Genomic DNA, 25,590 nt, shown 5'->3' with positions numbered 1-25,590 from the left:
TTTGTCATGTGATTTGAAGTGATTAAAAGTGAATATAGCTGTCAATATTCTGTCAACGAAACACATACCCTTATGGGGTATCATTATTTTCTATAGAATTTAGGATATCTTTAACGACACTTTCTGATTGTTCTTTTGAACTATTAAAACGATGTCCATAGAATTCACGTGTAATATTTATGTTCGCATGTCCAACACGTTTTGATACATGTTCATCATCGACACCTTTATCGATTAAGTAGGTAATGTGTGTATGTCTGAGAGAGTGTAGGACTTTATGTCCTTTGATGTCACCATTGTCTAATGCTTTTCTAAAGTGCTGTTTAATAGCAGTGTTAGATCGTTTGAGGAATGTGCCATTTAAATTGATTTTAAGAGCTTCTATTTGTTCTTTAATATATTTGCTATCTTCATATGATAATTCCACTGTGCGCTTAGCATTTATCGTTTTACCACCACGTATAAATATCGTTTCCTTTTCAAAATCAAAATCTTCATATCTTAGATTACTTACTTCACCAAATCTAGCACCTGTGACATGTAAGATGAATAAAAATAATCCGCTTGGTGTATTCATTTCTTTAATGACTTCTTTTAACTTCTCGTACTCAAAATCTTCCATAAACTTAACATGTTCAGGCATATCTTCAATCTCACTTTCTAAACGAGCATTAAATGTAGGATTACGTTTTGCGATTCCATCGTAGACTGCCTGCTCATAACATGCTCTGATTGCTTGATGATCTTTCTTCATGGTACCTAATGTATATTGTTCGCCTAGTTGATTAATATACTCTTGATATTCACGTTGTGTGACATCATTAGGACGTACATTATCACCAAAGTAGAGTAGGAACTTTCTAAGAGCATTAAAGTATCTCAAATAGGTTTTATGAGTGACGTACTTCTCTTTATACGTTTCTACCCACAAGGTAAAGTATTGAGCGAAGTTTAGATGAGCATATTTATTTTGTTGTTTAATAGGATTTTCTAGTATCTTTTCTATAACCATTTTAGCTTCTTTCTTAGTCGCAAAACCTTGCTGTCTATACCGTTTGTTTTTATATGAAAAATCAAATCCCCACTTACCATTTATCTTCTTCGGTTCCATTGTATCCCTCCTAAAACTGTATTCCAGAGACTTTAGAATGATTGACTAGCATATCTATCCTTTTAAGTGCAACGTCCTCACAAACGCCAAAATACGCCATTAAATCCGTTGCCTGATAGAGTCTATTTTTGGTGATTAGCTTTTCTGGCATCTGTAGGAGTAGTCCAAACTTTTCAGCTTCTGCTTCTTGGTACTCGTTGTATGCTCTAGGCATATTGTGTTGATGTGTGGCGTGTAAAAACATGTGTCCTGCTTCATGGCAGAATGCTTTGAACATCTCATGCTTTTTATCGAATTTAAGCCCGATAATGTCTACGCTTGCCTTCTGTACATAAAAGTTGGATTGGTGGTTATACAGTATGTGTACATCAAACATGTACGCTAGGTGTTCTATATTCAGATCGTGTACATCTAATATGGATAAATCCACGATGTCATTAACTTTCTGTTCGATTCTCATGTCAAAACCCCTTTATTTTAGAACATATGTTCGGTTTAAAGTTTAAAAAATTACTGACCACTGTATAAAACCAATGGTCAGTTGGTTGTTACTTATCAGCTATTTGGCTTAATAGGTTGATGATTTCATCATTTTGTTCAATTATTTTATCGTTCTGCTTAATCAATTCATCGTTCTGTGCAGCTAACATAAATGATTGTTTAAGTTGATTGTTGTAGTAATTGAATGTGGCTTGCTTTTCCATATTGAATGTCAACATACCAAAAGCATTATAAAATTTATCGAACGAAGCCATCATATTCTGTGATTGGTAAGAGTGTTTAGTTACGTCGGTAGGGTTATCAAATCCGTGTTTATTTAATGGTTCTTTCTTGTTTTCTACACGTTTATTCTTTTCGTATTCACGAACTTCTTTAAAAGAAACTTTTTCATTCTTTTGTGTGGTTTCACCTTTAGAAAACTTTTTCCAATCCATACAAACACCTACTTATCTTTATTCTGCTTATACTTCAAGAACTCAATCTTCTCATTAATCTCACGGATCAATTCTTTCTTCACATCATCTGGTAGGCTATCGAATGCTTCTTTGTCGTCGAACATGAAGGAGTCGAAGTCGTCAGATGAAAAGTTTTCACTATCAGTTTTACCTAATAAATAATCTGTAGTCACATCGTAGAGTTCGGATATCTTCACTAGCATCTCATTGTCAGGCTTACGATGACCGTACTCATAACCAGAATATGTGCTATTGGCAATGTTCAAACGTCTAGCAGCTTCTGTCTTAGACCACCCTTTACCTTCTCTTAAAGAAATCAAACGATTAACATCCATATTTAACACTCTTTCATATGTGAATTTACTCTTATTGTAGCGTTTTAATGCGTATAGAGAAATATATTTTTCAAAAAGCGTAATAAAAGTGTTGACTTACGCAAAACGCATAAGTATAATACTAATTAAGAGTTACGCATTACGAGTAATAATTGGTCGCCGATATGATGGATATCTAGCGAAAGTGAGCTATCATGTAGCTATTGACGATAAAGAAGCAGTACAACTTATCCCGTTTAATCGCACAGCCTGGCACTCAGGGGATGGTATGGGTAATGGGAATATGCGTTCAATCGGTATCGAAATTTGTTACTCAATGGATAATGGATATTCAGGCTCTAAATCAGCCAGATATAAAGCGGCAGAGGAAAACGCAGCACTATATATCGCTCACGTGCTTAAACAATACGGTTGGGGAATGGATAGACTGAAAAGACACTATGACTGGTCAGGCAAAGACTGTCCACACAAGATGCACGCTACAGGCACTTATCAAGCATTCAGAAACCGTGTACAAGCACATCTCAATGCGTTAAATAAAGGTACAGTGGCTAGTAAGCCATCTGCTAAACCGGCAAGCAAGAAGGAATTAGTGAATACTGGTGGCTGGAAGAAAAATAAATATGGTACACAGTATATGAAGAAAAAAGGCACATGGAAAAACGGTAGCACTAGAGTTATGAGTCGCTTTGGCAGTCCATTTAGATCAGCACCTGAAGGTGGTTGGGCGAATCCTGGTTGGAAGTGTAACTATGACGAGATTGTTCGTCAGGACGGTCACATTTGGTTAGGTTACACGGTAAGTGGTAAACGTAAGTATATTCCAGTGAAAACATGGAATAGTAAAACTGGCGAAGTTGGTAAAGACTGGGGTACATTTAGTTAAACAAACACATTACACAAGTATTTTAAGGGTATTCGGATTATCGTGTGGAAAAACATTATAGCTGGTAGATTTTTGCTAAACTAAGGTCAGGCTAGTTGAAGAGTATCTTTTATTTTCTAAGTAATTGTGGTATCATAAAAATGAAATAGAAAACTGTAGCTAGGGTTCCGCTATCTAGGTAGGTCAGTGACCGAGGGCTACATCTTTTACAATATGTAAAAGGCACCTATTGACATAAAAGGTCCGAGGGGGAAGGTTCAGCGTAGTTGTTATGCGTTGAAATCTTTCTCTTCGGCTCTTTTTTTATTATTTAGGAGGTATTTATCGTATGAAAAGGATCGATGATTTGAAAGCTGGTGTTGCAGTTATTATTTTGAATGAGGAGAACCAAGTTTTGTTGCAAAAAAGGTCCGATGTAGGACTTTGGGGTATTCCTTCAGGCCATATAGAAATAGGGGAAACAGTTTCTGAAGCAGCTATTAGAGAAATAAAAGAGGAAACCAATTTAGATATTAGAATTAAAAAGCTTATAGGTGTGTACTCTGAGCCTGATTCTCAGGTTTTTACTTATCCAAATGGAAGAGTAGTGCATTTTATAACAACTTGTTTTCTTGCTGAAATTACTGGGGGTGAACTACGATGTAATTCTTCTGAGTCACAAGAAATTCAATTTTTTGAACAACAAAGTTTACCAAGAGACTTATTGAAAATGCATCCTCAATGGTTAAATGACGCCCTTGCCAATGATGACTTAGCTTTTATTCGTTAAAAAGTAAATCCTTGTTAAGTTAACGGGGGGGAATAGTAAAAAGAGGGGTTCAGATAAAAAATTCCACACTATTTTCCGATTACCCTATTTTAAAAACATTTCTATGCAGATACAATATATGGCTTGAACAACCATAAAAACCGCCGGAGCTCATCGCCTGGCGGTTATACATAATTTAATTTATTGAATATCTATCATTTAACTTATCAGTATGAGCTTTGAACACTTCTTCTAAAGAAATATCGTATTTATTTGCGATTACAGATACATTCGCGAGGACATCACCAAGCTCTCCAATTAATTCGTTTCTATTTTCTGCGTAGGACTCTTTCTCTTCATCCGGTCGATCTCGACCGATTTCTAAAGAGCGGATGGCTCTAGCAACTTCTCCGGTTTCTTCAGCAAGAAAGCCAATTCTTATAAAAATATCTAGATCTGACCATCCACGACTTTTATAATATTCTTCCACCCATTGTTGAAATTCAGTAGCGTTCATCTGTATTCCTCCCAATAATTATTCGATTGTTATTATAACAAAAGAGAGATTATAGATAATATTTAACCTGAGTCATTTAGGAAGAGGGGTTATTTTTGTTTCTGTATCTAAACAACAGAATACATGTTCCGTCTTACAAATTTTTTACATATACATTAAATTATATGTAAGGAGCTGTAGTGAGATGGATAAATTTATTTTTATTGACGATTCAGGTCAATTATCTAATAACGAAAGACATGAATATTTTATATATGGATGCTTGTATGTAGATGGTCCTGATGCGATTCAAGAAGCAAAAAACAAGGTAAACGCATTCTGTAGAAAAAGAAAAATTAAAGGCGAAATTAAAGGTTTCCATTTAAGTGGTAAAGATAGAAAAAAGTTACTCCAAATCCTCGGTGAAATTGATGGGATAAAACAGTATTTTGTTATGACAAAAAATAGTGAATTAAAATTCGTGAACTTCAAAGATCCAGCATCTGTTAAAAGGCATAAACAATATTTAATCAGAAGAATGATTGAAAAAGTCTTTAGAAAAGAAACATTCACAAAAGAAGATGTGGTGCATTTAAGGATAGATAATGAAGTGTTTAATAGTGAAGCAGGATTGGTAGATTTTGAACATTATTTAAACAAGTATTGGTCAAAACTGGGTGAATTTTATAGTCAGCAATTTTATTGGGATTTTATGCCATACATATTATCGCAGTTCAAAGTAAAATATCTAGATTCAAAAGATGACAGGATGATTCAGTTAGCAGATTTGATAGCTAATACAAAATACAAAAGATTTAAGGATAATCCTAAGTGCGGGTCAGAATACTTAAAAACAAAATATTGCTTAAAACTTCCAGATAAGGCAGTATATAATAGTCCTAAAACCAGAAGAAGAAAGATAGAAAATTGATAAAAATACAAAAGAGTGATATTATTTAATTAACGGCATGATGTCCGTTTTAACAGTAAGTAGGTCGAAAAGATTCTAAGCGTATGTTAAGTACGTGACCCTTATTGGTAAGCCTCTTCGGAGGCTTATTTTTTATCTTTACACATAGAACATACGTTCGATATAATTACTCAAGAGGTGATTATATGGACTATCGTGAGTTCCCACAATCTGAGCTGAACAGTAACATTCCACAAGGTAGAACTATGGTAAAGTGGGCACCATTTGCGACCATGCCTGAGCAGTATGAGAATGTAGACAAGATGATTGAGTCACAACTCCACATGCCAGAACCTTCATTAACCGAGGACTTAATGCAGGAGTTAGAGTTGAAGCTACGTAACTTATTAGACTGTAATGTTGTATTGCGTTACTGGAGTGGTGGTTATGAGCACCAGATCGAGTGCAAGGTAGAGCATATAGACGACTGGAGTAGAGTGGTTACAGTGAGTAAAGGGGCTAACTTAATATATGTAGAGTTTAAGCATATATACGAGGTTAGAAGGTATGATTGGATATAAAAAGACCTGCCTACTCAGACAGGTCTTTACTAATTCATCTGTTACAATTAAAACTTTAATATTCTTTTGAGGTTTGATTCATCAGCTTTTCAAAATCAGTATCACTAATATTTGATTGTGTAAGTGTGATTAAATGCCCGTCAGGATCTTTAACAGTCATTTCTTTTGCATTCCATGGTTTCTCCTCTAATTGAGACACAATAAATTTCTGTGAAATACTTTGTGCTTTATCTTCAATGTCGTTGATTAATATATTTAAATATATTGAATTACCAACTTCAAAATCAGCACTAGAAATTAGCATTAAGTCCTGATATTTCTCAAGTCTTAAATGATTCATAAGCACTTCGTTTTTGTCGTTTCTAAATTTAAAGACACTTTTAAAACCGAGTGTTTTCTCATACCATTTCTCCGACTTCTCCATATCTTTTACCAGTACTTTGTTAAACATTGGCATTTGATAAAATTCCATTTTTATCACCTCCTCATAAATTGATTATAGAGGCTGACGTAACGTAAAGGTCAACGCAGAAATTGAAATTCACCTAATTTATCGAATTCTTTAAAATTCGTTTATATGAGCAAATGTGGTATAATGAAGATGTAAACGATCAAGCTATTTATCTACTCGGTTTATAGCTAAGTTGCAAGTTACTTTAAAACTTGATACTAATGTAAGACATAAGGGCTTACCAGTTGGCAGGTAACAGAAAAACCTGACGTTTAAATTGGAGAGTCCCTACCATAAGTGGGAATTGTAAAATATACAAAAATAGTGTACATGAACAAAAGCCACCTGGGAAGAGGTGGCTTGATCATTATATATTCATTTATGTTAGAATGTTCTATAAATTAAAAGAATGAAATGATAAATATTAATGAAGAAAGTAGAGGCTTTTAATGATTCAATCAATTAATCACGTTACATATTCTGTATCAGATATTAATCAATCTATTATCTTTTATAAAGACATTTTAAAGGCAAAAATTTTAGTAGAGAGTGATAAAACAGCCTATTTCATATTAGGTGGCTTATGGTTAGCATTAAATGAAGAAAAAGATATACCTAGAAATGAAATCCAATACTCGTATACTCATATGGCTTTTACTATTGAAGAAAGTGAATTTGATGAATGGCACCAATGGTTAAAAGATAACAATGTGAATATTTTAGAAGGACGTAAAAGAAATACAAGAGATAAAAAATCAATATACTTCACTGATCCAGATGGACACAAGTTAGAACTACATACAGGTACATTACAAGATAGGTTAGATTATTATAAAGAAGAAAAGCCACATATGAATTTTTATGAATAGAATGAAAGATATAGAAGAAACAATTCAAGAAATAAACTCCATGTCAATATTATGTCAATCTAGCCTTAGAAACGTTGATATGGTGGGAAAGAATAATCCCTCCCAGGACGCTAATTATAAATCAGAAAACCCTTACGCCCTTAGTGGACGTAAGGGTTTTTTGATTTATAAAATTACTCCTGTAAATTTTCATTAATTATTGACCTGTTGTATAATTAGTTACATAAGCTGATATAAAAGAGAGTGGAGGGATTTTGGTGAAAACTGCAAAACTGTCAGATATACGTAAAAGAAATGCAGAAAGAAGAGAGCGTGGACTTCAAGCAGCCAAACGTGTTAATCCTAGCTACTACCCGGGAATGCGTGCATTCGATAAACCACGAAATAATCCAGAGAAACAAAGAATTCTCGAAGAGCTGCAGGAGAGAGAATATGACCTACAGCATAAGTGAGGCAATGAAGGTGGAGAACAGAATGGGAATAGAAACAGGTACCGGTAAGGCATGATTTAATGAATCACGAACAAAAAGGTACTTCATAGAAAGAAATTGGAAATCAGGCGATAAAATTTTGGGGTCAATACTAATGAACCCTAGTCGTGCTGATGCAATAAAAAATGATGCAACTATAGAGTTGTTAATAGACTATGCAATAAATAACCACTATGACGGAATGTGCGTAGTAAATATCATACCGATAATAGAACCAGACTCAACAAAATTATCTGATGTTCAAGTCGTTTTTGAAGCAGTAAAAGATGATGAGCAAAAAGAGGCTTTCATGTATATGTTAAATAAATGTGAGGATGTATATGTAGGTTGAGGTGGTAAAGGAAATAAATATTTCCACTATCTATTTGAAGGCAATAATTCAGAAGAAATTAAAGAATTAAAAGCAGTCTTTAATAAAAGTAAATTTTTTGCGACATATTTGAGTTCAAAAGGATATCCATTCCATCCTAAACAACGTAATAAAAATACTCTAAAAAATAATTCAGAACTCATTGACGTAACAACTCAAATAAAACAAATGATTACTTAATTTATTATGTCAAATTGAATATCTGATTAACAAACAAAGTATCATCATACAATCAGATCTAAATAAGACCTACCTACTCAGGCAGGTCTTTACTAATTGATAATGGTGCAAATTAGTACTTAAAATTCCTTTGAAGTTTGATTCATTAGTTTTTCAAAATCTGCATCACTAATATTTGATTGCGTAAGCGTGATTAAATGACCGTCTGGATCTTTAATAGTCATTTCCTTTGCGTTCCAAGGTAGTTCCTCCAATGGAGACACTACAAATTTCTGTGAAATACTTTGAGCTTTATCTTCAATGTCGTTGATTAGTATATTTAAATATATTGAATTACCAACTTCAAAATCATCACTAGAAATTAGCATTAAGTCCTGATATTTCTCAACCCTTAAATGATTCATAAGCACTTCGTTTTTGTCGTTTCTAAATTTAAAGACACTTTTAAAACCGAGTGTTTTCTCATACCATTTCTCAGACTTCTCAATATCTTTTACTAGTACCTTGTTAAACATTGGCATTTGATAAAATTCCATTTTTGTCACCTCCTGATAAATCGATTGTAGAGGTATGCGTAACGTAAAGGTCAATACAGAAATTGAAATTCACCTAAATCAACGAATTCTTTAAAGTTTTGTTTAGATGATAAAATTAAAAGGCATATCGCCTGAGTAATTCAGGAAACATACCTTAAAATCAGCCTAAATCTAAAAGTTCAATTTTTGGGTAGCACTTCATTTATACCCTATAATTACAATTTAACATAGAACAGCAACAGTATTTATTTTTTATTATAATAACCGCCTTGAAAGACATCAAGGCGGTTTGTCTATAATAATAAACAAATGTAAATTAAGAATATATTTAGCATAAGTTTTTTAATGAGAGAATGAGTTAAAACGTTATAACTTGCTTAAATTTATTATTTTATTCAGGTGTAACGGTATATATTGCTTTTTCACCACTAAAATTCATGAAAGGTGAAAATTCTAATTCTATTTCAGAAGGCTCGCCTATAATAGCGAAGGATTGCTGTCCTAAGATTGAACGTCCAGCAGATACGCCATCCATTAAAGTGGCTACTGGATAAGTTTCAGCCTTGCCACCATCTACATACAATTGTATATCCATACCAACAGGGTAGTCTTGATCAGTGTTGTTCTGTATAGTTACATCTAGCATTAGAACATTATCTGGCTGAATTTCTGCAAACTCATTTCTTTCATCTGTGTAGTACGCATCGTCTAATGTGAAAGTAATATCATCAATTGTTACAGAATCTCCACTAGATAAGTTACTTTCAGAAGTTTCTGTTTCTTCTTCAATAACTTTCTCAGTATCTTCAGCTTCACTTTCATCAGTAGACTCTTCTGATTGGTTATCAGCATCATCTGATGTAGTATTTGTTGCATTATCACCACCACCAATTACAGCAATGCAACCTCCCATTAGTACAAGTACTAATAAAATGATGATGAACCATTTCAAACATCCGCCACGTTTTTTCTGTGACTTCATTTCTTGCTCTGACATAACATAATCCTCTTATAATTCTAATATATGTAAATTTACTTTATAAATAATAGGGCATAGCCCTAGTTATTTAACATACTATGATGAAACATAAAAACTCAAAACTGCATTGTATTTTTACCGTATTAATTCTCACAGCAAGTTTTATTATATTAAATTATCCAAAATTGTTATTATTTATTGTGAAATTAACATATTTCTTCATTCAAGTAACGATAACTACACAACAAGATACGATAAAATATATATAAGTAATGTCGAGTGATTCCAATTGTATATGAGTAATATATAGAAAGAAGGTGATGGAAATGATATTAAAGCAGCTGAATGATTCCATTGATTATATAGATGAGAATTTAACATCCAATTTAAGTTTAAGTGAGATTTCAAATTTTGTGGGATTGCTCGGACAGCATTATAAAAAATTATTCATTTTTCTTAGTGGCATGAGTTTATCTGTATATATAAAGAAGAGAAAACTGCATTTTGCAAACATTGATTTATTAAACAATGAAGCAGTAACAAGTGTAGCAACTAAATATGGTTACTCAGTTGATGGGTTTACAAGAGCATTTAAATCTTGGAGTGGGTATCTGCCTTCTCAAATAGCTGAGGAACAAGTTTTAATTTCATTTCCTAAGCTTTCCTTTTCAATAAGTACAAAAGGAGGAACAGACATGAAAACGAGAATTGTGGAGCAACCTGTATTTAAAATAGTGGGTATTCAAAAACGCGTACCTATGCAATATGAGGGTGTTAATAAGGAAATAGAAAAATTAGCACAGAGTATTACGGAGTCACAAAGGAAAGAAATGCATGATGTACAGAACATTGAACCGAAAGAAGTGGTGAATGTTTCGTATGATGCAGATGAAGATTTTATCAAAGAAGAAGGCGATTTAACCCATATGATTGGTGTCTTGACGACAGTAGATAATATAAGCGATCAGCTTGATGTCATTAATATCGATAAAAGTAAGTGGATCGTCTTTGAAAATGAAGGTGAATTTCCAAAAGTTTTACAAGATACTTACGCAAAAATTTATTCAGAATGGCTACCAGAATCAGAATATGATTTAGCTGATATACCGATGTTTTCTTTCACTAAATTTAATGAAGATAATAAAAATGTCGCTTATAGTGAAATATGGGTAGCAGTTAAAAACTAAGTATAAAATCTCTGACAGGGCGTATAAAAACGTCCTGTTTTTCTTTTGAAATACAAAGAATTGTGATGAATGTATGATTTAATATCTTGATTTTGATGTATGATGAGTGTGGTTAATATATATAAATGACCATTAGAAGGAGTTATGAAATAATGTTTGAATCTGTATTATTTACGAAAAAAATTATAGAGACAGTGGGATTACCAGAAATAAATACGATTGAAACTGAACCATTTAATACTGAATATGAAAGCTGTAATTTTTATATTGGGGAACAAAAATATAGAAACAGAATGGCTAAAAAGACAGAAAATAAAAAAGGTTACTTTGTAGTATTTTGGACGAAGGATAAGAATAACAAGAATCGACCATATACTTGGGAAGAAACCCCTGAAAAGTTAATAGTGACAGTATTGGATCAAGATAAAAAAAGACAATTCATTTTTCCTAGAGAGGTGCTACTAGAAAAACAAATAATTAGTAAGGATAATATTAAAGGTAAAATGGCCATGAGAGTATATCCTTCATGGGAAGATGAATTAAATAAAACTGCTATGCGAACACAGAACTGGCAAAATGATTACTTCATTGATTTCAATAGTTATGTTAATGAGGAGAAAATAAATATATTATACTAATTTATCTCCAAAATTTAATTACCTAAATTTACACTATTAATCTAAATCTACGTGAATATTTCGTTTTCTAAATACATTTTCAATGGTATAATAATATACATTATATTGAAAATGAGGGAGCAGATTGCTAGGATTTTTTCTATTTTTAGCGGTACTAAGTTTTATTATTTCATATGTGGTTTATGGAGTGTATCTGGCTACATTGTATGAAAACAAAGAGCCATATATGGAAAATGGTCAACTTAGAGATGACAAAAAATTGATGTTAGGTGCATCTATTTTTTGCATTAGTTTTAGTATTATTTTCCTATTATTGATCACTTTGATTTCATCAAGTGTAGGGATGCAAGATTTTTGGTTAGCTTTATTACTATTTGTATTAATCAGTTACATAACAAGTCTACTTACTGCTAGACGTCAAAAGAATACACAAAAACAAAATAATTTTAAGAGAATTAACCGCAATAGTTTAATTCTGTTAGTCACATTATTCATATTCTTTGGTGTGACAGACGACTCAATCGAAACTTTTTCAAGTGAATCAACAGCTGGTGAAAAAGTAGAGAATACAGTAGCTGTCGATGAGGAAGTAACACAAGAAGATAGTGATGATAAAGAGGATAAACAACGTGAATTAGCAGAAAAAGAAAAACAAGAAGCTGAAGCACTCGCAGCTAAAGAAAAAGCTGAGCGTGAGCAAAAAGAGAAAGAAGAACAACTTGCTAAAGAGAAGGCAGATAAAGAGAAAGCCAAAAAAGAAAAGTATGAAAAAGAAGAACAAGAACGATTAGCTGCTGAGAAAAAAGCAAAAGAGCGAGAAGAAAAGGAACGACTTGCAAAGGAAAAAGCTGAAAAAGAGACAAGTAAAGAAGGATTAATTCCTGTTACCCTTTATAGGGTAGTGGATGGAGACACAGTAAACGTACTAAATGAACAAAATGAAGAATTGAAATTAAGATTATTGCTTATTGATACACCTGAAACTGTGCATCCAAATAAACCCGTTGAACCATTTGGTCCAGAAGCTTCAGCTAGGCTAACTGAACTACTCAATTCTGGAGAACAATTATATATCGAGTATGATGAAGGTGCGAAGACGGATCATTATGATCGAGAATTAGTTTATTTATATGTTGGGGATACTAATGTTCATGAAGTTCTACTAGAAGAAGGGCTCGCACGAGTAGGTTACATTTATGAACAACAAAAATATTTAGACGAATTTAGAGCTGCAGAACAAATTGCCAAAGATCAGCAAATTGGTATTTGGTCTATACCAGGCTATGTCAATGAAGGTGGAGAAGGGTTTAACTCAGAAAGTGAAGAGGAAGTCGTGAGTGAACCTGCTGTTGAAACTAGTCCAAGCAATAGTGATTCGACGACAAATAATGCGATAACAGCACCACCAGCAGATACTGGCGGCGGACAGTTCTTTAATAACTGTACTGAGTTAAGGGCAGTTCATCCGAATGGCGTTTCAAGTGATCATGCAGATTACCAACCGAAGATGGATAGAGATAAAGACGGCTGGGCATGTGAAAGATAATTAGTAGGAGAAGTTTGAGGATGGTAATCTACAAAATTGTAGAAATGCATCCTCATCTTTTTGTTATTCACAATATAATATATAATGAATGTTTATTAAATATATAAAATCTAGAATCGAGGAAAATCATGTTAAGACCTGTCTTATATATATTAGCAATCGTTATCGCTAACTTTATTACCGCTTATTTTGCACCATTAGTTTTAGGCATATTCATCATACCGTGGGGGACAGTTTTCGTAGGACTGACATTCGTCTTTAGAGACTTAGTACAACTACAATTCGGACGAAGAAAAACATATTACATCATTGCTATTGGATTAGGTATATCCATACTGATGTCCATATTTTACGGAGATATGTTACCAATCACGATTGCATCAAGTTTGTCATTTGTTTTATCAGAAGTGGTTGATACAGAAATCTTTACAAGATTTAAACTCAGCTTCTACAACAGAATTATGTTATCTGGAATATTAGGTGGACTCGTTGATAGTGTTGTGTTTATTTTAATTGGACTATCACCATTGTTTACAGGCATCCTAACTTGGGAGCAAGTGCCATATGCAATGCTCGGTCAATTAGTATTTAAGACGTTGTCACAGTTAATCACACTGGCTATTATTCATTTTGGATTTAGAGGCATTAAGAGAGAAGCGGATGAAAAGCTTTCTTATTCATAGTTAGATAAGCCCTTGAAGTAAAACTTCAAGGGCTTATCTTTATATGTTTAGTATTGAGGTTGAGAATAGCTGAGCCTGACCTGAAATTTCAACAGTATCTTCATAATTAAGTACAAACTAATGTCCCACCGCGTTTTGATGTTTGATAAGCTACAATATCTTTCTTTCCTAATTTATGTGCCCATAACGGTACGAGATGACAGTGCCCTGATCCACACACCGGATCTTCTGCTACACCAAGTTTTGGTGCAAAAGTACGAGACACACATTATGACAAACGGACTGTCATTATACATGACGACCAATACAAAGAATCAATCCAAATCACCTACCAGGGTCTCCAAGAGGATCCCGATAAATACCTAAACTCATAACAATCGCAATAGGGGTGTGACTTTTTACGACATTAGTGTTATTGTATATAGCTCGTAAGCAATATTGAATTGTGTTATTATAATTGTCGAAAATGATGAAAAATATATTCATTATGATTCAACTGTGAGGAGACTTATCATGAGTAAATTTGATGAACAAATACTAGTCGTAAATAGAAATACTTTATTTGATAACGAAGAAAATGCGTTTAATGGTTTTATCTCTAAGGATGATAATCGTTACAAGAACATTGTTAAACAGTTCTCAGAATTCCAAGTAAAACGCCGCGGGGATATGGAAGAGGATCCGTCTTACAAGCAGTTGATCAGCTATTGTATTATTGCCAATCAAGGCGAAACGCTTGTCTACAAACGCTTAACGGGTGGCGGTGAAGAGAGACTGCACGGCTTGTTATCGATTGGTGTTGGTGGCCATATGAACGATGTTGAAGATGTTTCTACTATTGAAGATAAACTTCGCATTAACGCGTCACGTGAGTTAAACGAAGAGGTTGGTTTAACTGAACAGGATGTAAAAAACATTGAAATTCACGGTTTAATCAACGATGATGATAACGAAGTAGGCAAGGTCCACATTGGGTTAGTTTTAAAAGTTGAAGTGGATAAGGAAAAAATCGTCAACAAAGAGGCGGATACGATTGAATTGAACTGGGTGGAAAATGATTTATTGGAAACGATGTCTCCATATGAATCATGGAGTGAATTAATTATACGTGATGCCTATGGACAATAAGATATCGACACATAAACGTTTTATTTCAAAGTTCGAGCGTGATTTAAAGTCTTATTTTGATCAAGGTGAAGATAATCAGTACGTCCAAACTTATCGGAAATATATTGAATTGACAGAGCCTAGTGATTATTTAGAAGAGTTATATTATGAGGCGCTATTAAACTTAGATGCTTATCACAGTGTCATTGATCATGCACTTATGAGAATGAACCGCGGCTTAGGAAATTATGAAACTCACATGGATTTCATGCTAGAGGCATTGACAGGTATGGGACGATTCCAAGAGGTTATTCAGTATTGTGAACAGCTTTTAAAGGAAGACTTACCACATGAATTTAGACTCTTAGTTCAACAGCGTCTCGGTCATGCGCGTCATGAATTAAATGTCTTCTACCGTGAGCCTGTCAAAAGAGATAAGGTAACAAAAAAAGAATATCAAGGTTATGATTTCATCGATAAGATTGAGTTTTTAGAGGATATTACTGAACTTACTGATATCTCATATAAATCTTTAATCTTAGACGAGATAAAAACCGAAACTGAGCCGATGGTCTACACTCAAATGCTCTTATATTTGCGGAGCATAAACGACAATGATAAGCTAAAAGTTAAGAAATTTAATATTTCAACGACTGTCGTACCAGCGAAACTACCGAGCTTAGAAGATTTTTACTTGGTGAATGAAGTTTTAGACGAACTATATGATATATTGGATGCCACAAATCCATCTATTAAGGATGCAGCAGAAAACATGCTGTATGGACATCTCTTATATATCTATCCGATTAAACCAAAATTCACAAACCACGAACTGGCGCTTGCTTACGCGCAATATCTACAGGAAATGCTTGGTCAAGAGAGTGTAGAACAGGCAGAGCAAAAGGCGATAGAGTGGATTGAAAAAATTGATAGATTTATGCTTGAAAATGAGCAGTAATTCAATGATTTGAAACAACTTAAGTATATGTTATAATATACTGGTTAATTGAAAATAACGACTTGATGGAGGAAATTGTATTATGTCTCAAACATGGGAAAAGCAAGAAGGAAATGAAGGAATTTTAACAATCACGATTCCTAGTGAAGAATTAGACACTGCTTTAGATGCAGCATTTAAAAAAGTATCCAAGGATATCTCTATCCCTGGTTTCAGAAAAGGTAAAGTACCACGTCAAATGTTCGAAAAACGTTTTGGTGTAGAATCACTTTACCAAGATGCTTTAGATATTCTTCTACCTGAACACTACACTAAAGCTGTTGAAGAAGCTGGAATTAACCCAGTTGCTCAACCAGATGTAGATGTAGAGCAAATCGAAAAAGGTCAAGACGTTATTCTTAAAGCGACAGTTACAGTTGAACCTGAAGTTAAATTAGGTGAATACAAAGGTCTTGAAGGTGAAGAAATCGACACTGAAGTCACTGACGAAGAAGTTGACCACCAAATCGATCATATCTTAACTGAGTACTCTGATTTAGTAGTTAAAGAAGAAGGTACTGTTGAGAATGGTGATATCGCGACAATCGACTTCCACGGTTTCGTTGATGGTGAGGCTTTCGAAGGTGGACACGCACACGATTACGAACTAGAAATCGGTTCTAACTCATTTATCCCTGGCTTTGAAGAGCAAATGGTAGGTATGGAAATCGGTGAAGAGAAAGACGTTACTGTGACTTTCCCTGAAGAATACCATGCTGAAGAGTTAGCTGGTAAAGAAGCTGTCTTCCAAGTTAAAGTCAGCGCACTTAAACAAAAAGAAACACCAGAATTAACTGATGAATTTGTGAGCGAATTAGAAGGTCGTGACGCAAACACAGTTGACGAATTAAAAGCTGAACTTAAAGAACAAGTTCAAAAACAAAAAGAAGAAAATGCTGAAGTGACATTAAAAGAAAGCTTAGTTGCACAAGCTGCTGACAACGCTGAAATTGATGTACCTGATGCAATGGTAGATACTGAAACTGATCGTATGCTACAAGAATTTGAAGCTAATCTTTCACAACAAGGCTTAAACCTTGAACTGTACACTCAACTGTCTGGTCAAGATGAAAACGCCCTACGTGAGCAAATGAAAGAAGATGCTTTAAAACGCGTTCGTACTAACTTAACGTTAAGACAAATCGCTGAAGATGAAAACATCGAAATCACACAAGAAGATGTTGACAACGAAGTGAACCGTCTTGCAGAACAATTCGGTATGCCAGCTGATGATGTTAAAAAAGCTTTAGGTGATGCATCTATGATTAAAGAAGATGTCAAACTACAAAAAGCATTAAACATCTTAGTTGATAACCGTAAACAAGCTGAGTAAATTCTAATATAAAAATAGAAAGAGAAGCTCTACACTTTAGTGTGGAGCTTTTCATCAATGTGCAAGTCAATTGATTTACCGCTGTTTTTCTAGTATATTTACTTGGAACTTAAGAATGAGGTGTATATAAATGTTTAAATTTAACGAAGACGATACTGATCTTACTTGCTCATTCTGCGGTAAAGATCAAGAACAAGTCAAAAAGTTAATTGCTGGTAGTGGTGTGTACATTTGTAACGAATGTATTGAACTCTGCTATGAAATCATACAAGAGGAATTGAAGTTAGACGATACAGCGGTCTTCGACTACATTCCAAAACCACAAGAAATCTTAGAAGCATTAGATGAGTACGTTATTGGTCAAGTTAACGCGAAACGTGCCTTAAGTGTGGCCGTGTACAACCACTACAAACGTATCAACAATGCGAGTGAAGAAGAAGTGGAAATCCAAAAGTCTAACATTGCTTTAATTGGTCCAACAGGTAGTGGTAAAACCCTACTTGCTCAAACACTTGCACGTACTTTAAACGTTCCATTTGCCATCGCAGATGCAACAAGTTTAACTGAAGCAGGTTACGTCGGCGACGATGTTGAAAACATTCTACTTCGTTTAATTCAAGCTGCTGACTTTGACATTGAGCGTGCTGAACAAGGGATTATCTATGTCGATGAGATCGATAAAATCGCGCGTAAGAGTGAAAACACATCAATCACTAGAGATGTTTCTGGTGAAGGTGTACAACAAGCCTTACTTAAAATTTTAGAAGGCACAACAGCAAGTGTGCCACCACAAGGGGGCCGTAAGCACCCTAACCAAGAGTCTATCCAAATTGATACGACAAATATCCTCTTTATTTTAGGTGGAGCCTTCGATGGTATGGAAGATATCATTAAACGCCGCCTTGGTGATAAGGTAATTGGTTTCGGCGGAGCATCTGAAGATTTTTCTGATAAGGATGCACTCTTAGCTAAAGTAAGACCAGATGACCTACAAGCTTATGGTCTTATTCCTGAATTCATCGGCCGTGTACCGATTATTAGTAACTTAGAAGAACTTGATGTTGAAGCATTGAAATCAATTCTTACTGAGCCTAAAAATGCCTTAGTTAAACAGTACACTCGTATGATGAATATCGATGATGTGGAACTAGAGTTTGAAGAGGATGCGCTCAACGCAATCTCAGAACTTGCGATTGATAGAAAAACTGGGGCTCGTGGTCTTCGTTCAATCATCGAAGAACGCATGGTCGACATTATGTTTAAAGTACCTTCTAATGATGACATCAAGAAAGTTGTTATCACTAGAGAAACGATAACTGATGAAAAAGAACCAGAAGTATATGATGAAAATGGTAAGGCCATTGAATCAGATAAGAAAAGTGCATAAATAATTTGAGGCTGTCGTCATAGACAGCCTTTTTTAAAGGAAGTGAACACATGAAAATTAATCCAGCTAATGTTGATATCATTATTTCAGCAGTGTCTAAGGCACAATATCCAGAAACTGGACTCAAAGAAATCGCACTTAGTGGCCGTTCTAATGTTGGTAAATCTTCATTTATTAATGCAATATGCGGTAGAAAAAATGTCGCAAGGACATCTTCAAAACCAGGTAAGACAATCACCTTAAACTTTTACAATGCAGATAATAAGTTCGTCTTTGTTGACGTTCCAGGTTATGGTTATGCCAAGCAGTCTAAGAAAGAGCGTGAAAAGTGGGGCGGAATGATAGAAGAATACCTCACTGAGAGAGAAAATCTCAGCTGTGTCGTCCAACTCATCGACCTTCGTCATCCACCAACACAAGACGATATTTTAATGTATGACTTCTTGAAGCATTATGAATTACCTGTGGTTATTGTGGCGACAAAATCGGATAAAATCGCCAAATCACGTCTGCAAAAACACATTAAAATTATTAAAGAAGACCTAGAATTAGAAGATGGGGATACAATTATTCCATTTTCATCTGTAAATAAAGAAAAACTACCTGAAATTATGACATCTTTAGAAAACTTCATCTAGAAGACTTGAAATATAGGTAGATTAGAATTATTGTAAATAGTGAGATGATTTATTCGTAAAACTGTGTATATACTTTTTTACTAGAGTTTTGAGGGGGCAAGACCGTGCATATTATTGCATTAAGTTTAAACTATAAACAAGCGAGTGTAGAGGACAGAGAAAAAGTCACGTTTCAAGATAATGAAGTCGTTGAAGCATTACATGCACTACGAGATCAAAAAAGTGTCTTAGAAGCGACGCTTTTATCGACGTGTAACCGTACAGAACTTTACGTTGTAAGTGATCAGGAGCATACGGGTGCTTATTATACGAGAAAATTCCTTGCAGACTGGTTCGGTGTGGACTATGAGCGCATTAAAAATATGACTGAACTAAAAGTTCAAGATGATGCTGTTAGACATTTGTTTAATGTAACGGCAGGCTTAGATTCGATCGTACTCGGGGAAACTCAAATCCTTGGGCAGATTCGTGATGCCTTTTTAAGAGCGCAAGAAGAACATACGACAGGTACAATCTTTAACAAGTTATTTAAAGAAGCGATTACGGTTGCTAAACGTGGACACAGTGAAACAGATATTTCTAAGAATGCTGTTTCTATGTCTTATGCTGCAGTGGAATTAGCAAAACGTATCTTCCAAAATGTTAAAGAGAGTAAGGTACTCGTAATCGGTGCTGGTGAAATGGCTGAAGAATCACTATTAAACCTTACATCTAACGGTATTGAAGACCTTGTTGTGATTAACCGTTCAATTGAAAAGGCTGAGAAGTTAAGTCAGAAATTTAATGGTAGAGCGGATAGTTTAGCGAATCTAGAAAAAGAATTGAAGAGTGCTGATATCGTGATCTCAAGCACATCTTCTACTGATTTTGTAATTGATAAAGAAATGATGGACCGAGTAAATGAAACCCGCAACGGTTCACCACTGATTTTAATTGATATCGCTATGCCTAGAGACATTGACCCGGCCATTGAAAGCTGTGACAATGTGTATATGTACAACGTTGATGATTTACAAGGACTCGTTGATTCAAATCTTGAAACAAGAGAACAAGAAGCAGAAAAAATTAAGGCAATGATTGACGGTTCAACTGCTGAGTTTGAAGACTGGTTACAAGTCCAAGGTGTGGTCCCCGTCATTCAAGCAATGCGAAAAAAAGCATTACAAATACACAGTGATACTTTTGAATCCTTAGAACGTAAGTTACCAGAAATGTCTGAACGTGAACGTACTGTAGTTTCAAAACATATGAAGAGTATCATTAATCAAATGTTAAGAGACCCAATTATCTTCACTAAAGAAATCGCTGGTGATAAAAATAGAGATGACAAGCTTGAAGACATTCAAGCGATGTTCCATATTGAAGAAGAAGTTAAGGCTCAACGTCTAGAAGCTGACCAAAAACAAAGACAAAAGTTACGTGCACGTAAAGAAGAATTGAGACTTAACTGGTAAGGTGGAATTTTATGGACATAATGTTCCGTATACAAGAAATTATCTTACTGCTATATTTCATTAGCCTTTCTGCACTGTCATATGATTTATTTACTAGAAATCGACAAGTCAGAAAGGCTTCTCTGTATGTTATGACACCTGCTGTCGTACTGCATGTTATTTCAGTGATACAACTCGGTATTAGCTTAAGAAGAATACCTATTCTGACTTTTTCTGAAGGTATCTTCACCTTAAGTCTAGTGTTGATTTTAATCGGTATTGTACATCTTTATAGGGTGAAAAGTGAGTTTGTGTTCATGTTTTACTTATTGATTACAACATTCTTATTAACGTTCTACACATTCTCACCTCTGAACTTTAGTTCTACAGCCTTGACACTAGATGTGGTGAATGAATTGTTAATTGTCCATGTGGGCAGTGCCTTATTAGCCTATGTAATGTTCTTTATTGCGATGGTGCATTCAGTCATATATTTAATTCAAGAACGAAATTTAAAAACGAAAAAATTCAATAGAACTTTCTTCTCATTGTTCAGTATAGAAACGGCCAAAAAAGTAATGGTTAGATTTGCCCTTATTGGTGTTATCTTACTGACGATAAGTATTATAATAGGAATTGTATGGGGCTTACAGATACTAGGGCCTCTAGTATTTTCTGACTTAAAGGTGATCGGTACATTTTTCGTCATCGTCATTTATGGAATAATTCTCGCACAGATGCGATTAAATCATGATGCGTCCAAGTTTGCAGTCTACAGTACAGCAGCCTTTGTTCTCGTCATGTTGAACTACCTGGTTATTTCGGAGTTCTCAGATTTTCATCTTTGGTCAATATAAGGAGCATATAAATTATGAGGAAACTAGTAGTCGGTTCACGTCGTAGTGGTTTAGCTATGACACAATCAAAGCAATTTATTAAAAAATTACAGGATAAATTCCCGGATCTTGAAATTGAAATTAAAGAAATCGTCACGAAAGGTGACCAAATTGTCGACGTTCAATTATCTAAAGTCGGTGGTAAGGGACTCTTCGTTAAAGAGATTGAAGCTGCCTTAGAAAACAAGGAAATCGATATGGCCATCCACAGCCTAAAAGATGTTCCGAGTGAGCTACCAGAAGGCTTTACGATTGCTTGTGTCCCTGAACGTGAGGACATGAGAGATGCTTATTTATCGAATGATAAGGTTACATTTAAAAACTTAAAACCTGGTAGTGTAGTGGGGACATCTTCACTCAGACGTGGTGCGCAATTAAAAGCGATGCGTGATGATATTACAGTCAACTGGGTAAGAGGAAACATCGATACGAGAATTAAGAAGATGGAAAATGGCGAGTACGATGCCATTCTACTCGCTGCAGCCGGTCTTAAACGTATGGGTTGGAGTGATGATGTGGTCACTGAATACTTTGAACCTGAAGAGTTCATACCAGCCATTGCCCAAGGTGCTTTAGGCATTGAAGTGCGTGAAGATGACCATGAATTAATTGAAATGCTTAAGAGCGTTCATTCAGATGAGGCGTCACTTTGTACAACGGCTGAGCGTACCTTCTTAAAACGTATGGACGGTTCATGTCAGGTGCCAATTGGCGGTTACGCGACAGTCGAAGATGGGGAACTATATTTAACAGGATTAATCATGTCTGAAGATGGTAACGAACGTTATCTAGTGAAAAAATCCCATGAAGACCCTGAGACTCTGGGTAACTTAGTTGCTGATGAGATGGAAAAAATCGGTGCTAAAGAAATCATTGATATGATTAACGAGAACAATGAGCAGTAAAAGTACAGTCTGTGTCACCCAAATGTCTTGTCAGCTCGATGAGAATGACTTAAGAATTATTCACCGTCCACTGATTACGACAGAAGCTTTGGACTTTGATCAGAAGTGTCTCGACACTGACTACGATTTACTGGTGATAACGAGTAAGAATTCGGTGAAGTATCTCTTACCTTATATGGATTCGCTTAAAGTAAGACGCATTGCTTCAATTGGTAAAAAAACAACTGAAGCCTTGGCTGACGCTGGGATTACGGTAGACTTTGAACCTGACGTCTATACTCAAGAAGGTTTTATCGAAGAGATCAACATCACACCAGGGGAAAAGATTCTCTATCCAGCTAGCCTAAACAAGAGACCTAAGTTAAGGGACTATATGACAGATCAAGGTGCGATTGTTACTGAAATCGACCTGTATTATCCAAAGGCAAATACTGAGTCTGTTCAGTGGATTAGTAATCATTTAGCTCATATCGATTTTCTTACCCTATCGTCACCATCCGCGGTCGAAGCACTGATGAGTGGCGTTGAAGCTGACGCTTTAATAGATACAACAGTCATTGCCATCGGGGCAGTGACCAAAGAACGTTTAGATAAATACAAAGTACCAGCAGAAACACCAGAACATGAAACATTAGATCATATGATAACTTATATTAAGGAGCGTATTCGTGATGAATTTTGACAGACATCGCCGCTTAAGAAGAAGTGGCTTCATGAGAGATATGGTGCGTGAAACAACATTATCAGTAAATGATTTGATTTACCCGATCTTTGTTGTTGAGAAGCTAGATGTAAAAAAAGAAGTGCCTTCAATGAAGGGTGTTTACCAGATCTCACTTAATCTCTTAAAAGAAGAGCTGGATGAGGTGGTTAAACTCGGCATTAAAAGTGTTATCTTCTTTGGTATTCCAAATGAAAAAGATGCTGAAGGCACAGGTGCCTATCATGACCATGGTATCGTTCAGGAGGCATGTCGCCTGTCAAAACAACATTACCCTGAGCTTTTAGTAATCTTAGATACCTGTCTTTGTGAATACACAGACCACGGCCACTGTGGCTTAATTGATCCGGTAACTAAAGATGTTGATAATGATTCAACACTACCTCTCCTTGTACAGACTGCTGTGTCACAGGCAAAAGCCGGTGCGGATATTATTGCACCATCAAACATGATGGATGGTTTTGTGAGTGAAATCAGACAAGGCTTAGATGAGGCTGGCTATAGCCACATCCCTATTATGAGTTACGGCATTAAATACGCTTCTAAATTCTACGGACCATTTAGAGATGCTGCGGAGTCGACACCATCATTCGGTGACCGTAGAACGTATCAAATGGATCCGGCTAATCGTCTTGAGGCCCTCCGTGAATTAGAGAGTGATACACTAGAAGGTGCGGATATGATGATCGTTAAACCTGCACTGTCTTATTTAGATATTATACGAGATGTCAAAAACAATTCTAATTTACCGATTGTTGCTTATAATGTCAGCGGTGAATATGCAATGACACGTACAGCAATTGATATGGGCTTAGTCGATGAGGCAGTGATTGCTGAACAGATGATCTCAATGAAACGTGCTGGTGCGGATATGATTATTACTTACTTTGCTAAAGAATTAGCTGAAAAAATCAATAGAGGAGAGATATAAATGTACGACAAGTCAAAAGCCCTATATGATGAAGCAGTCAAAGTGATGCCGGGTGGCGTAAACTCCCCAGCACGTGCCTTTAAGTCAGTCGGTGACCATCCATTATTCATCGACCACGCCAAAGGCAGTCGTGTGTATGATGTTGATGGCAATGAATACATTGATTACTCTTTGAGCTTTGGACCGTTAATTTTAGGTCATGCGGATGATCAAGTCGTAAAAAGTCTCCAAGAAGCTGCGGTTAAAGGTACTTCATTCGGTGCGCCAACTGAACTAGAAACAAAAATGGCGAACCTCGTGATTGACCGTGTACCTTCTATAGAGATGTTACGTATGGTTTCTTCAGGTACAGAAGCGACACTTGCTGCGCTTCGTTTAGCACGTGGTTTCACGGGTAAAAATAAGATTCTTAAATTTGAAGGTTGCTACCATGGACACAGTGACTCACTATTAATTAAAGCAGGTTCTGGTGTAGCAACACTCGGTCTACCAGATTCTCCAGGTGTACCAGAAGGTACGGCTAAAAATACAATTACAGTACCTTATAATGATGAAGCAAGCTTAAAAGAAGCTTTTGAAAAATTTGGCGATGATATCGCTGCAGTGATTATGGAACCTGTTGCAGGGAATATGGGCGTTGTACCGCCAAAAGAAAACTACCTACAGTTTGTTAGAGATATTACAAATGAACACGACAGCCTCTTAATCTTTGATGAAGTCATGACCGGCTTTAGAGTTGGCTATAACTGTGCCCAAGGATTCTTTGGTGTCACACCAGACTTAACATGTCTCGGTAAGGTCATTGGTGGTGGGCTACCAGTTGGTGCTTACGGTGGTCGTAAGGATATTATGGAAAGAATCGCGCCAGTTGGAGACATCTATCAAGCAGGGACTTTATCTGGTAATCCATTAGCTATGACTGCAGGCTATGAAACCTTAAGTCAATTGAGTGAAGAGAGCTATGAATATTTCAATGAACTTGCAGACCAATTAGAAAGTGGCTTAAAATCAGTATTCGATAAGCATGATCAAGCGATTACTGTAAACCGTGCAGGTTCAATGATTGGCTTCTTCTTAACCGACCAAGATGTTGTTGACTTTGATTCTGCTAATACATCTGACTTAGAATTATTTAAAGATATGTACCAAGCACTCCTCAGTGAGGGTGTTTACTTACCACCTTCACAATTCGAAGGCATGTTCTTATCAACGAAACACACAAGTGAAGACATCAAACAAACTTTACAAGCATTTGATAATGCATTAAGTAAAGTTAAGGGTAAATAATT

The 25,590-nt window shown here is 35.5% G+C and carries 31 protein-coding genes; 22 read left to right on the top strand and 9 right to left on the bottom strand.

The annotated features are described in order from the left end of the window. Window positions 1–70: 70 nt before the first annotated feature. From V6E76_RS08465 to V6E76_RS08450, 4 genes are all read right to left on the bottom strand, one after another. Window positions 71–1,111, bottom strand: a complete 1,041-nt coding sequence (locus V6E76_RS08465) for a tyrosine-type recombinase/integrase (RefSeq protein ID WP_198687575.1) — start codon at window positions 1,109–1,111, stop codon at window positions 71–73. Window positions 1,112–1,121: 10 nt separating this feature from the next. Further along, window positions 1,122–1,571: an ImmA/IrrE family metallo-endopeptidase gene (locus V6E76_RS08460; protein WP_026866898.1), complete on the bottom strand. Its 450-nt coding sequence runs from the start codon at window positions 1,569–1,571 to the stop codon at window positions 1,122–1,124. Window positions 1,572–1,659: 88 nt separating this feature from the next. After that, entirely contained in the window at window positions 1,660–2,046 is a 387-nt protein-coding gene (locus V6E76_RS08455) for a hypothetical protein (protein WP_235678882.1), read from the bottom strand. Between the two features lie 8 nt (window positions 2,047–2,054). Next, on the bottom strand, window positions 2,055–2,402 hold the full coding sequence (locus V6E76_RS08450) for a helix-turn-helix domain-containing protein (RefSeq protein WP_198687576.1): 348 nt from the start codon (window positions 2,400–2,402) through the stop codon (window positions 2,055–2,057). A 184-nt stretch (window positions 2,403–2,586) separates the two neighbouring features. On the opposite strand from V6E76_RS08450, the gene V6E76_RS08445 reads away from it, so the two are divergent. Together V6E76_RS08445 and V6E76_RS08440 are read left to right on the top strand one after the other, a co-directional pair. Then, a complete protein-coding gene (locus tag V6E76_RS08445; protein ID WP_235678883.1) occupies window positions 2,587–3,288 on the top strand; it encodes an SH3 domain-containing protein in 702 nt (233 codons plus the stop codon). Between the two features lie 328 nt (window positions 3,289–3,616). Beyond that, window positions 3,617–4,057 (top strand): NUDIX domain-containing protein, encoded by a 441-nt coding sequence (locus V6E76_RS08440; protein WP_002476233.1) that lies wholly within the window; start codon window positions 3,617–3,619, stop codon window positions 4,055–4,057. Between the two features lie 175 nt (window positions 4,058–4,232). On the opposite strand, the gene V6E76_RS08435 is transcribed toward V6E76_RS08440, so the two are convergent. Continuing rightward, window positions 4,233–4,553 (bottom strand): MazG nucleotide pyrophosphohydrolase domain-containing protein, encoded by a 321-nt coding sequence (locus tag V6E76_RS08435; RefSeq protein WP_026866212.1) that lies wholly within the window; start codon window positions 4,551–4,553, stop codon window positions 4,233–4,235. 184 nt (window positions 4,554–4,737) lie between these two features. Between V6E76_RS08435 and V6E76_RS08430 the strand changes: the two genes are divergently transcribed. Then, window positions 4,738–5,463: a DUF3800 domain-containing protein gene (locus V6E76_RS08430; protein WP_051220448.1), complete on the top strand. Its 726-nt coding sequence runs from the start codon at window positions 4,738–4,740 to the stop codon at window positions 5,461–5,463. 185 nt (window positions 5,464–5,648) lie between these two features. Beyond that, on the top strand, window positions 5,649–6,023 hold the full coding sequence (locus V6E76_RS08425) for a YolD-like family protein (RefSeq protein WP_051220449.1): 375 nt from the start codon (window positions 5,649–5,651) through the stop codon (window positions 6,021–6,023). A 55-nt stretch (window positions 6,024–6,078) separates the two neighbouring features. On the opposite strand, the gene V6E76_RS08420 is transcribed toward V6E76_RS08425, so the two are convergent. Next, the gene (locus V6E76_RS08420) at window positions 6,079–6,495 is read right to left on the bottom strand and encodes a VOC family protein (RefSeq protein ID WP_026866213.1); all 417 of its coding nucleotides are present in this window, start codon (window positions 6,493–6,495) and stop codon (window positions 6,079–6,081) included. 428 nt (window positions 6,496–6,923) lie between these two features. Between V6E76_RS08420 and fosB the strand changes: the two genes are divergently transcribed. From fosB to V6E76_RS08405, 3 genes are all read left to right on the top strand, one after another. Then, window positions 6,924–7,343 (top strand): FosB/FosD family fosfomycin resistance bacillithiol transferase, encoded by a 420-nt coding sequence (gene fosB, locus V6E76_RS08415; protein ID WP_026866214.1) that lies wholly within the window; start codon window positions 6,924–6,926, stop codon window positions 7,341–7,343. A 257-nt stretch (window positions 7,344–7,600) separates the two neighbouring features. Continuing rightward, complete coding sequence (locus tag V6E76_RS08410) at window positions 7,601–7,795, top strand: hypothetical protein (RefSeq protein WP_026866216.1); 195 nt, start codon at window positions 7,601–7,603, stop codon at window positions 7,793–7,795. Window positions 7,796–7,880: 85 nt separating this feature from the next. Next, window positions 7,881–8,165 carry a DUF1643 domain-containing protein gene (locus V6E76_RS08405; RefSeq protein WP_084145685.1) on the top strand — a complete coding sequence of 95 codons (285 nt, stop codon included), beginning with the start codon at window positions 7,881–7,883 and terminating at the stop codon, window positions 8,163–8,165. 338 nt (window positions 8,166–8,503) lie between these two features. Here the strand turns inward: V6E76_RS08405 and V6E76_RS08400 are convergent, their stop codons facing one another. After that, window positions 8,504–8,920, bottom strand: coding sequence for a VOC family protein (locus V6E76_RS08400; protein WP_198687580.1), 417 nt, complete (start codon window positions 8,918–8,920; stop codon window positions 8,504–8,506). Window positions 8,921–9,311: 391 nt separating this feature from the next. After that, entirely contained in the window at window positions 9,312–9,917 is a 606-nt protein-coding gene (locus V6E76_RS08395) for a DUF4352 domain-containing protein (protein WP_198687581.1), read from the bottom strand. Between the two features lie 308 nt (window positions 9,918–10,225). On the opposite strand from V6E76_RS08395, the gene V6E76_RS08390 reads away from it, so the two are divergent. The 4 genes from V6E76_RS08390 (at window position 10,226) to V6E76_RS08375 (ending at window position 13,953) form a co-directional block, all read left to right on the top strand. Then, window positions 10,226–11,086, top strand: a complete 861-nt coding sequence (locus V6E76_RS08390) for an AraC family transcriptional regulator (RefSeq protein WP_247351961.1) — start codon at window positions 10,226–10,228, stop codon at window positions 11,084–11,086. Window positions 11,087–11,238: 152 nt separating this feature from the next. Then, complete coding sequence (locus V6E76_RS08385; protein WP_499797779.1) at window positions 11,239–11,724, top strand: MepB family protein; 486 nt, start codon at window positions 11,239–11,241, stop codon at window positions 11,722–11,724. A gap of 187 nt (window positions 11,725–11,911) precedes the next feature. Next, window positions 11,912–13,270, top strand: coding sequence for a thermonuclease family protein (locus V6E76_RS08380; protein WP_499797777.1), 1,359 nt, complete (start codon window positions 11,912–11,914; stop codon window positions 13,268–13,270). Between the two features lie 128 nt (window positions 13,271–13,398). After that, a complete protein-coding gene (locus tag V6E76_RS08375) occupies window positions 13,399–13,953 on the top strand; it encodes a VUT family protein (protein ID WP_026866223.1) in 555 nt (184 codons plus the stop codon). 106 nt (window positions 13,954–14,059) lie between these two features. Here the strand turns inward: V6E76_RS08375 and V6E76_RS08370 are convergent, their stop codons facing one another. Then, window positions 14,060–14,218 (bottom strand): PhzF family phenazine biosynthesis protein, encoded by a 159-nt coding sequence (locus V6E76_RS08370; protein WP_245570555.1) that lies wholly within the window; start codon window positions 14,216–14,218, stop codon window positions 14,060–14,062. Between the two features lie 248 nt (window positions 14,219–14,466). Between V6E76_RS08370 and V6E76_RS08365 the strand changes: the two genes are divergently transcribed. From V6E76_RS08365 to hemL, 11 genes are all read left to right on the top strand, one after another. After that, a complete protein-coding gene (locus tag V6E76_RS08365; protein ID WP_026866224.1) occupies window positions 14,467–15,081 on the top strand; it encodes an NUDIX domain-containing protein in 615 nt (204 codons plus the stop codon). Then, window positions 15,071–16,018: a hypothetical protein gene (locus V6E76_RS08360; protein ID WP_026866225.1), complete on the top strand. Its 948-nt coding sequence runs from the start codon at window positions 15,071–15,073 to the stop codon at window positions 16,016–16,018. The genes V6E76_RS08365 and V6E76_RS08360 overlap by 11 nt, the downstream gene beginning before the upstream one ends. 82 nt (window positions 16,019–16,100) lie before the next feature. Next, the gene (tig, locus tag V6E76_RS08355) at window positions 16,101–17,390 is read left to right on the top strand and encodes a trigger factor (protein ID WP_026866226.1); all 1,290 of its coding nucleotides are present in this window, start codon (window positions 16,101–16,103) and stop codon (window positions 17,388–17,390) included. A 130-nt stretch (window positions 17,391–17,520) separates the two neighbouring features. After that, window positions 17,521–18,777 (top strand): ATP-dependent Clp protease ATP-binding subunit ClpX, encoded by a 1,257-nt coding sequence (clpX, locus tag V6E76_RS08350; RefSeq protein ID WP_026866227.1) that lies wholly within the window; start codon window positions 17,521–17,523, stop codon window positions 18,775–18,777. A 50-nt stretch (window positions 18,778–18,827) separates the two neighbouring features. Beyond that, window positions 18,828–19,415, top strand: a complete 588-nt coding sequence (gene yihA / locus V6E76_RS08345) for a ribosome biogenesis GTP-binding protein YihA/YsxC (protein ID WP_026866228.1) — start codon at window positions 18,828–18,830, stop codon at window positions 19,413–19,415. A gap of 104 nt (window positions 19,416–19,519) precedes the next feature. Next, complete coding sequence (gene hemA / locus V6E76_RS08340) at window positions 19,520–20,869, top strand: glutamyl-tRNA reductase (RefSeq protein WP_026866229.1); 1,350 nt, start codon at window positions 19,520–19,522, stop codon at window positions 20,867–20,869. An 11-nt stretch (window positions 20,870–20,880) separates the two neighbouring features. Further along, window positions 20,881–21,705 carry a cytochrome c biogenesis protein CcsA gene (gene ccsA / locus V6E76_RS08335; RefSeq protein ID WP_247351967.1) on the top strand — a complete coding sequence of 275 codons (825 nt, stop codon included), beginning with the start codon at window positions 20,881–20,883 and terminating at the stop codon, window positions 21,703–21,705. A gap of 14 nt (window positions 21,706–21,719) precedes the next feature. Next, window positions 21,720–22,649 (top strand): hydroxymethylbilane synthase, encoded by a 930-nt coding sequence (hemC, locus tag V6E76_RS08330; protein WP_026866231.1) that lies wholly within the window; start codon window positions 21,720–21,722, stop codon window positions 22,647–22,649. Further along, window positions 22,639–23,331 carry a uroporphyrinogen-III synthase gene (locus tag V6E76_RS08325; RefSeq protein ID WP_499797775.1) on the top strand — a complete coding sequence of 231 codons (693 nt, stop codon included), beginning with the start codon at window positions 22,639–22,641 and terminating at the stop codon, window positions 23,329–23,331. Before hemC ends, V6E76_RS08325 begins: the two co-directional genes overlap by 11 nt. Further along, complete coding sequence (gene hemB / locus V6E76_RS08320) at window positions 23,321–24,301, top strand: porphobilinogen synthase (RefSeq protein ID WP_247351971.1); 981 nt, start codon at window positions 23,321–23,323, stop codon at window positions 24,299–24,301. Before V6E76_RS08325 ends, hemB begins: the two co-directional genes overlap by 11 nt. Next, window positions 24,302–25,588 carry a glutamate-1-semialdehyde 2,1-aminomutase gene (hemL, locus tag V6E76_RS08315; protein ID WP_247351974.1) on the top strand — a complete coding sequence of 429 codons (1,287 nt, stop codon included), beginning with the start codon at window positions 24,302–24,304 and terminating at the stop codon, window positions 25,586–25,588. Window positions 25,589–25,590: the final 2 nt, after the last annotated feature.

This window comes from Jeotgalicoccus huakuii (assembly GCF_036665975.1).
Lineage (GTDB): Bacteria > Bacillota > Bacilli > Staphylococcales > Salinicoccaceae > Jeotgalicoccus > Jeotgalicoccus marinus.
This window is presented reverse-complemented; position numbering and strand designations above follow the sequence as displayed.

What these genes read in the sequence shown, in the direction of transcription:
- hemL (WP_247351974.1), top strand. Translation starts at nt 24,302, where the DNA reads ATGTACGACAAGTCAAAAGCCCTATATGATGAAGCAGTCAAAGTGATG.
- V6E76_RS08435 (WP_026866212.1), bottom strand. Translation starts at nt 4,553, where the DNA reads ATGAACGCTACTGAATTTCAACAATGGGTGGAAGAATATTATAAAAGT.
- V6E76_RS08325 (WP_499797775.1), top strand. Translation starts at nt 22,639, where the DNA reads ATGAGCAGTAAAAGTACAGTCTGTGTCACCCAAATGTCTTGTCAGCTC.
- hemB (WP_247351971.1), top strand. Translation starts at nt 23,321, where the DNA reads ATGAATTTTGACAGACATCGCCGCTTAAGAAGAAGTGGCTTCATGAGA.
- V6E76_RS08365 (WP_026866224.1), top strand. Translation starts at nt 14,467, where the DNA reads ATGAGTAAATTTGATGAACAAATACTAGTCGTAAATAGAAATACTTTA.
- fosB (WP_026866214.1), top strand. Translation starts at nt 6,924, where the DNA reads ATGATTCAATCAATTAATCACGTTACATATTCTGTATCAGATATTAAT.
- V6E76_RS08375 (WP_026866223.1), top strand. Translation starts at nt 13,399, where the DNA reads ATGTTAAGACCTGTCTTATATATATTAGCAATCGTTATCGCTAACTTT.
- V6E76_RS08395 (WP_198687581.1), bottom strand. Translation starts at nt 9,917, where the DNA reads ATGTCAGAGCAAGAAATGAAGTCACAGAAAAAACGTGGCGGATGTTTG.
- V6E76_RS08425 (WP_051220449.1), top strand. Translation starts at nt 5,649, where the DNA reads ATGGACTATCGTGAGTTCCCACAATCTGAGCTGAACAGTAACATTCCA.
- V6E76_RS08400 (WP_198687580.1), bottom strand. Translation starts at nt 8,920, where the DNA reads ATGGAATTTTATCAAATGCCAATGTTTAACAAGGTACTAGTAAAAGAT.
- V6E76_RS08420 (WP_026866213.1), bottom strand. Translation starts at nt 6,495, where the DNA reads ATGGAATTTTATCAAATGCCAATGTTTAACAAAGTACTGGTAAAAGAT.
- V6E76_RS08390 (WP_247351961.1), top strand. Translation starts at nt 10,226, where the DNA reads ATGATATTAAAGCAGCTGAATGATTCCATTGATTATATAGATGAGAAT.
- V6E76_RS08455 (WP_235678882.1), bottom strand. Translation starts at nt 2,046, where the DNA reads ATGGATTGGAAAAAGTTTTCTAAAGGTGAAACCACACAAAAGAATGAA.
- V6E76_RS08460 (WP_026866898.1), bottom strand. Translation starts at nt 1,571, where the DNA reads ATGAGAATCGAACAGAAAGTTAATGACATCGTGGATTTATCCATATTA.
- tig (WP_026866226.1), top strand. Translation starts at nt 16,101, where the DNA reads ATGTCTCAAACATGGGAAAAGCAAGAAGGAAATGAAGGAATTTTAACA.
- V6E76_RS08385 (WP_499797779.1), top strand. Translation starts at nt 11,239, where the DNA reads ATGTTTGAATCTGTATTATTTACGAAAAAAATTATAGAGACAGTGGGA.
- ccsA (WP_247351967.1), top strand. Translation starts at nt 20,881, where the DNA reads ATGGACATAATGTTCCGTATACAAGAAATTATCTTACTGCTATATTTC.
- clpX (WP_026866227.1), top strand. Translation starts at nt 17,521, where the DNA reads ATGTTTAAATTTAACGAAGACGATACTGATCTTACTTGCTCATTCTGC.
- V6E76_RS08465 (WP_198687575.1), bottom strand. Translation starts at nt 1,111, where the DNA reads ATGGAACCGAAGAAGATAAATGGTAAGTGGGGATTTGATTTTTCATAT.
- V6E76_RS08450 (WP_198687576.1), bottom strand. Translation starts at nt 2,402, where the DNA reads ATGGATGTTAATCGTTTGATTTCTTTAAGAGAAGGTAAAGGGTGGTCT.
- V6E76_RS08430 (WP_051220448.1), top strand. Translation starts at nt 4,738, where the DNA reads ATGGATAAATTTATTTTTATTGACGATTCAGGTCAATTATCTAATAAC.
- hemC (WP_026866231.1), top strand. Translation starts at nt 21,720, where the DNA reads ATGAGGAAACTAGTAGTCGGTTCACGTCGTAGTGGTTTAGCTATGACA.
- yihA (WP_026866228.1), top strand. Translation starts at nt 18,828, where the DNA reads ATGAAAATTAATCCAGCTAATGTTGATATCATTATTTCAGCAGTGTCT.
- V6E76_RS08360 (WP_026866225.1), top strand. Translation starts at nt 15,071, where the DNA reads ATGGACAATAAGATATCGACACATAAACGTTTTATTTCAAAGTTCGAG.
- V6E76_RS08440 (WP_002476233.1), top strand. Translation starts at nt 3,617, where the DNA reads ATGAAAAGGATCGATGATTTGAAAGCTGGTGTTGCAGTTATTATTTTG.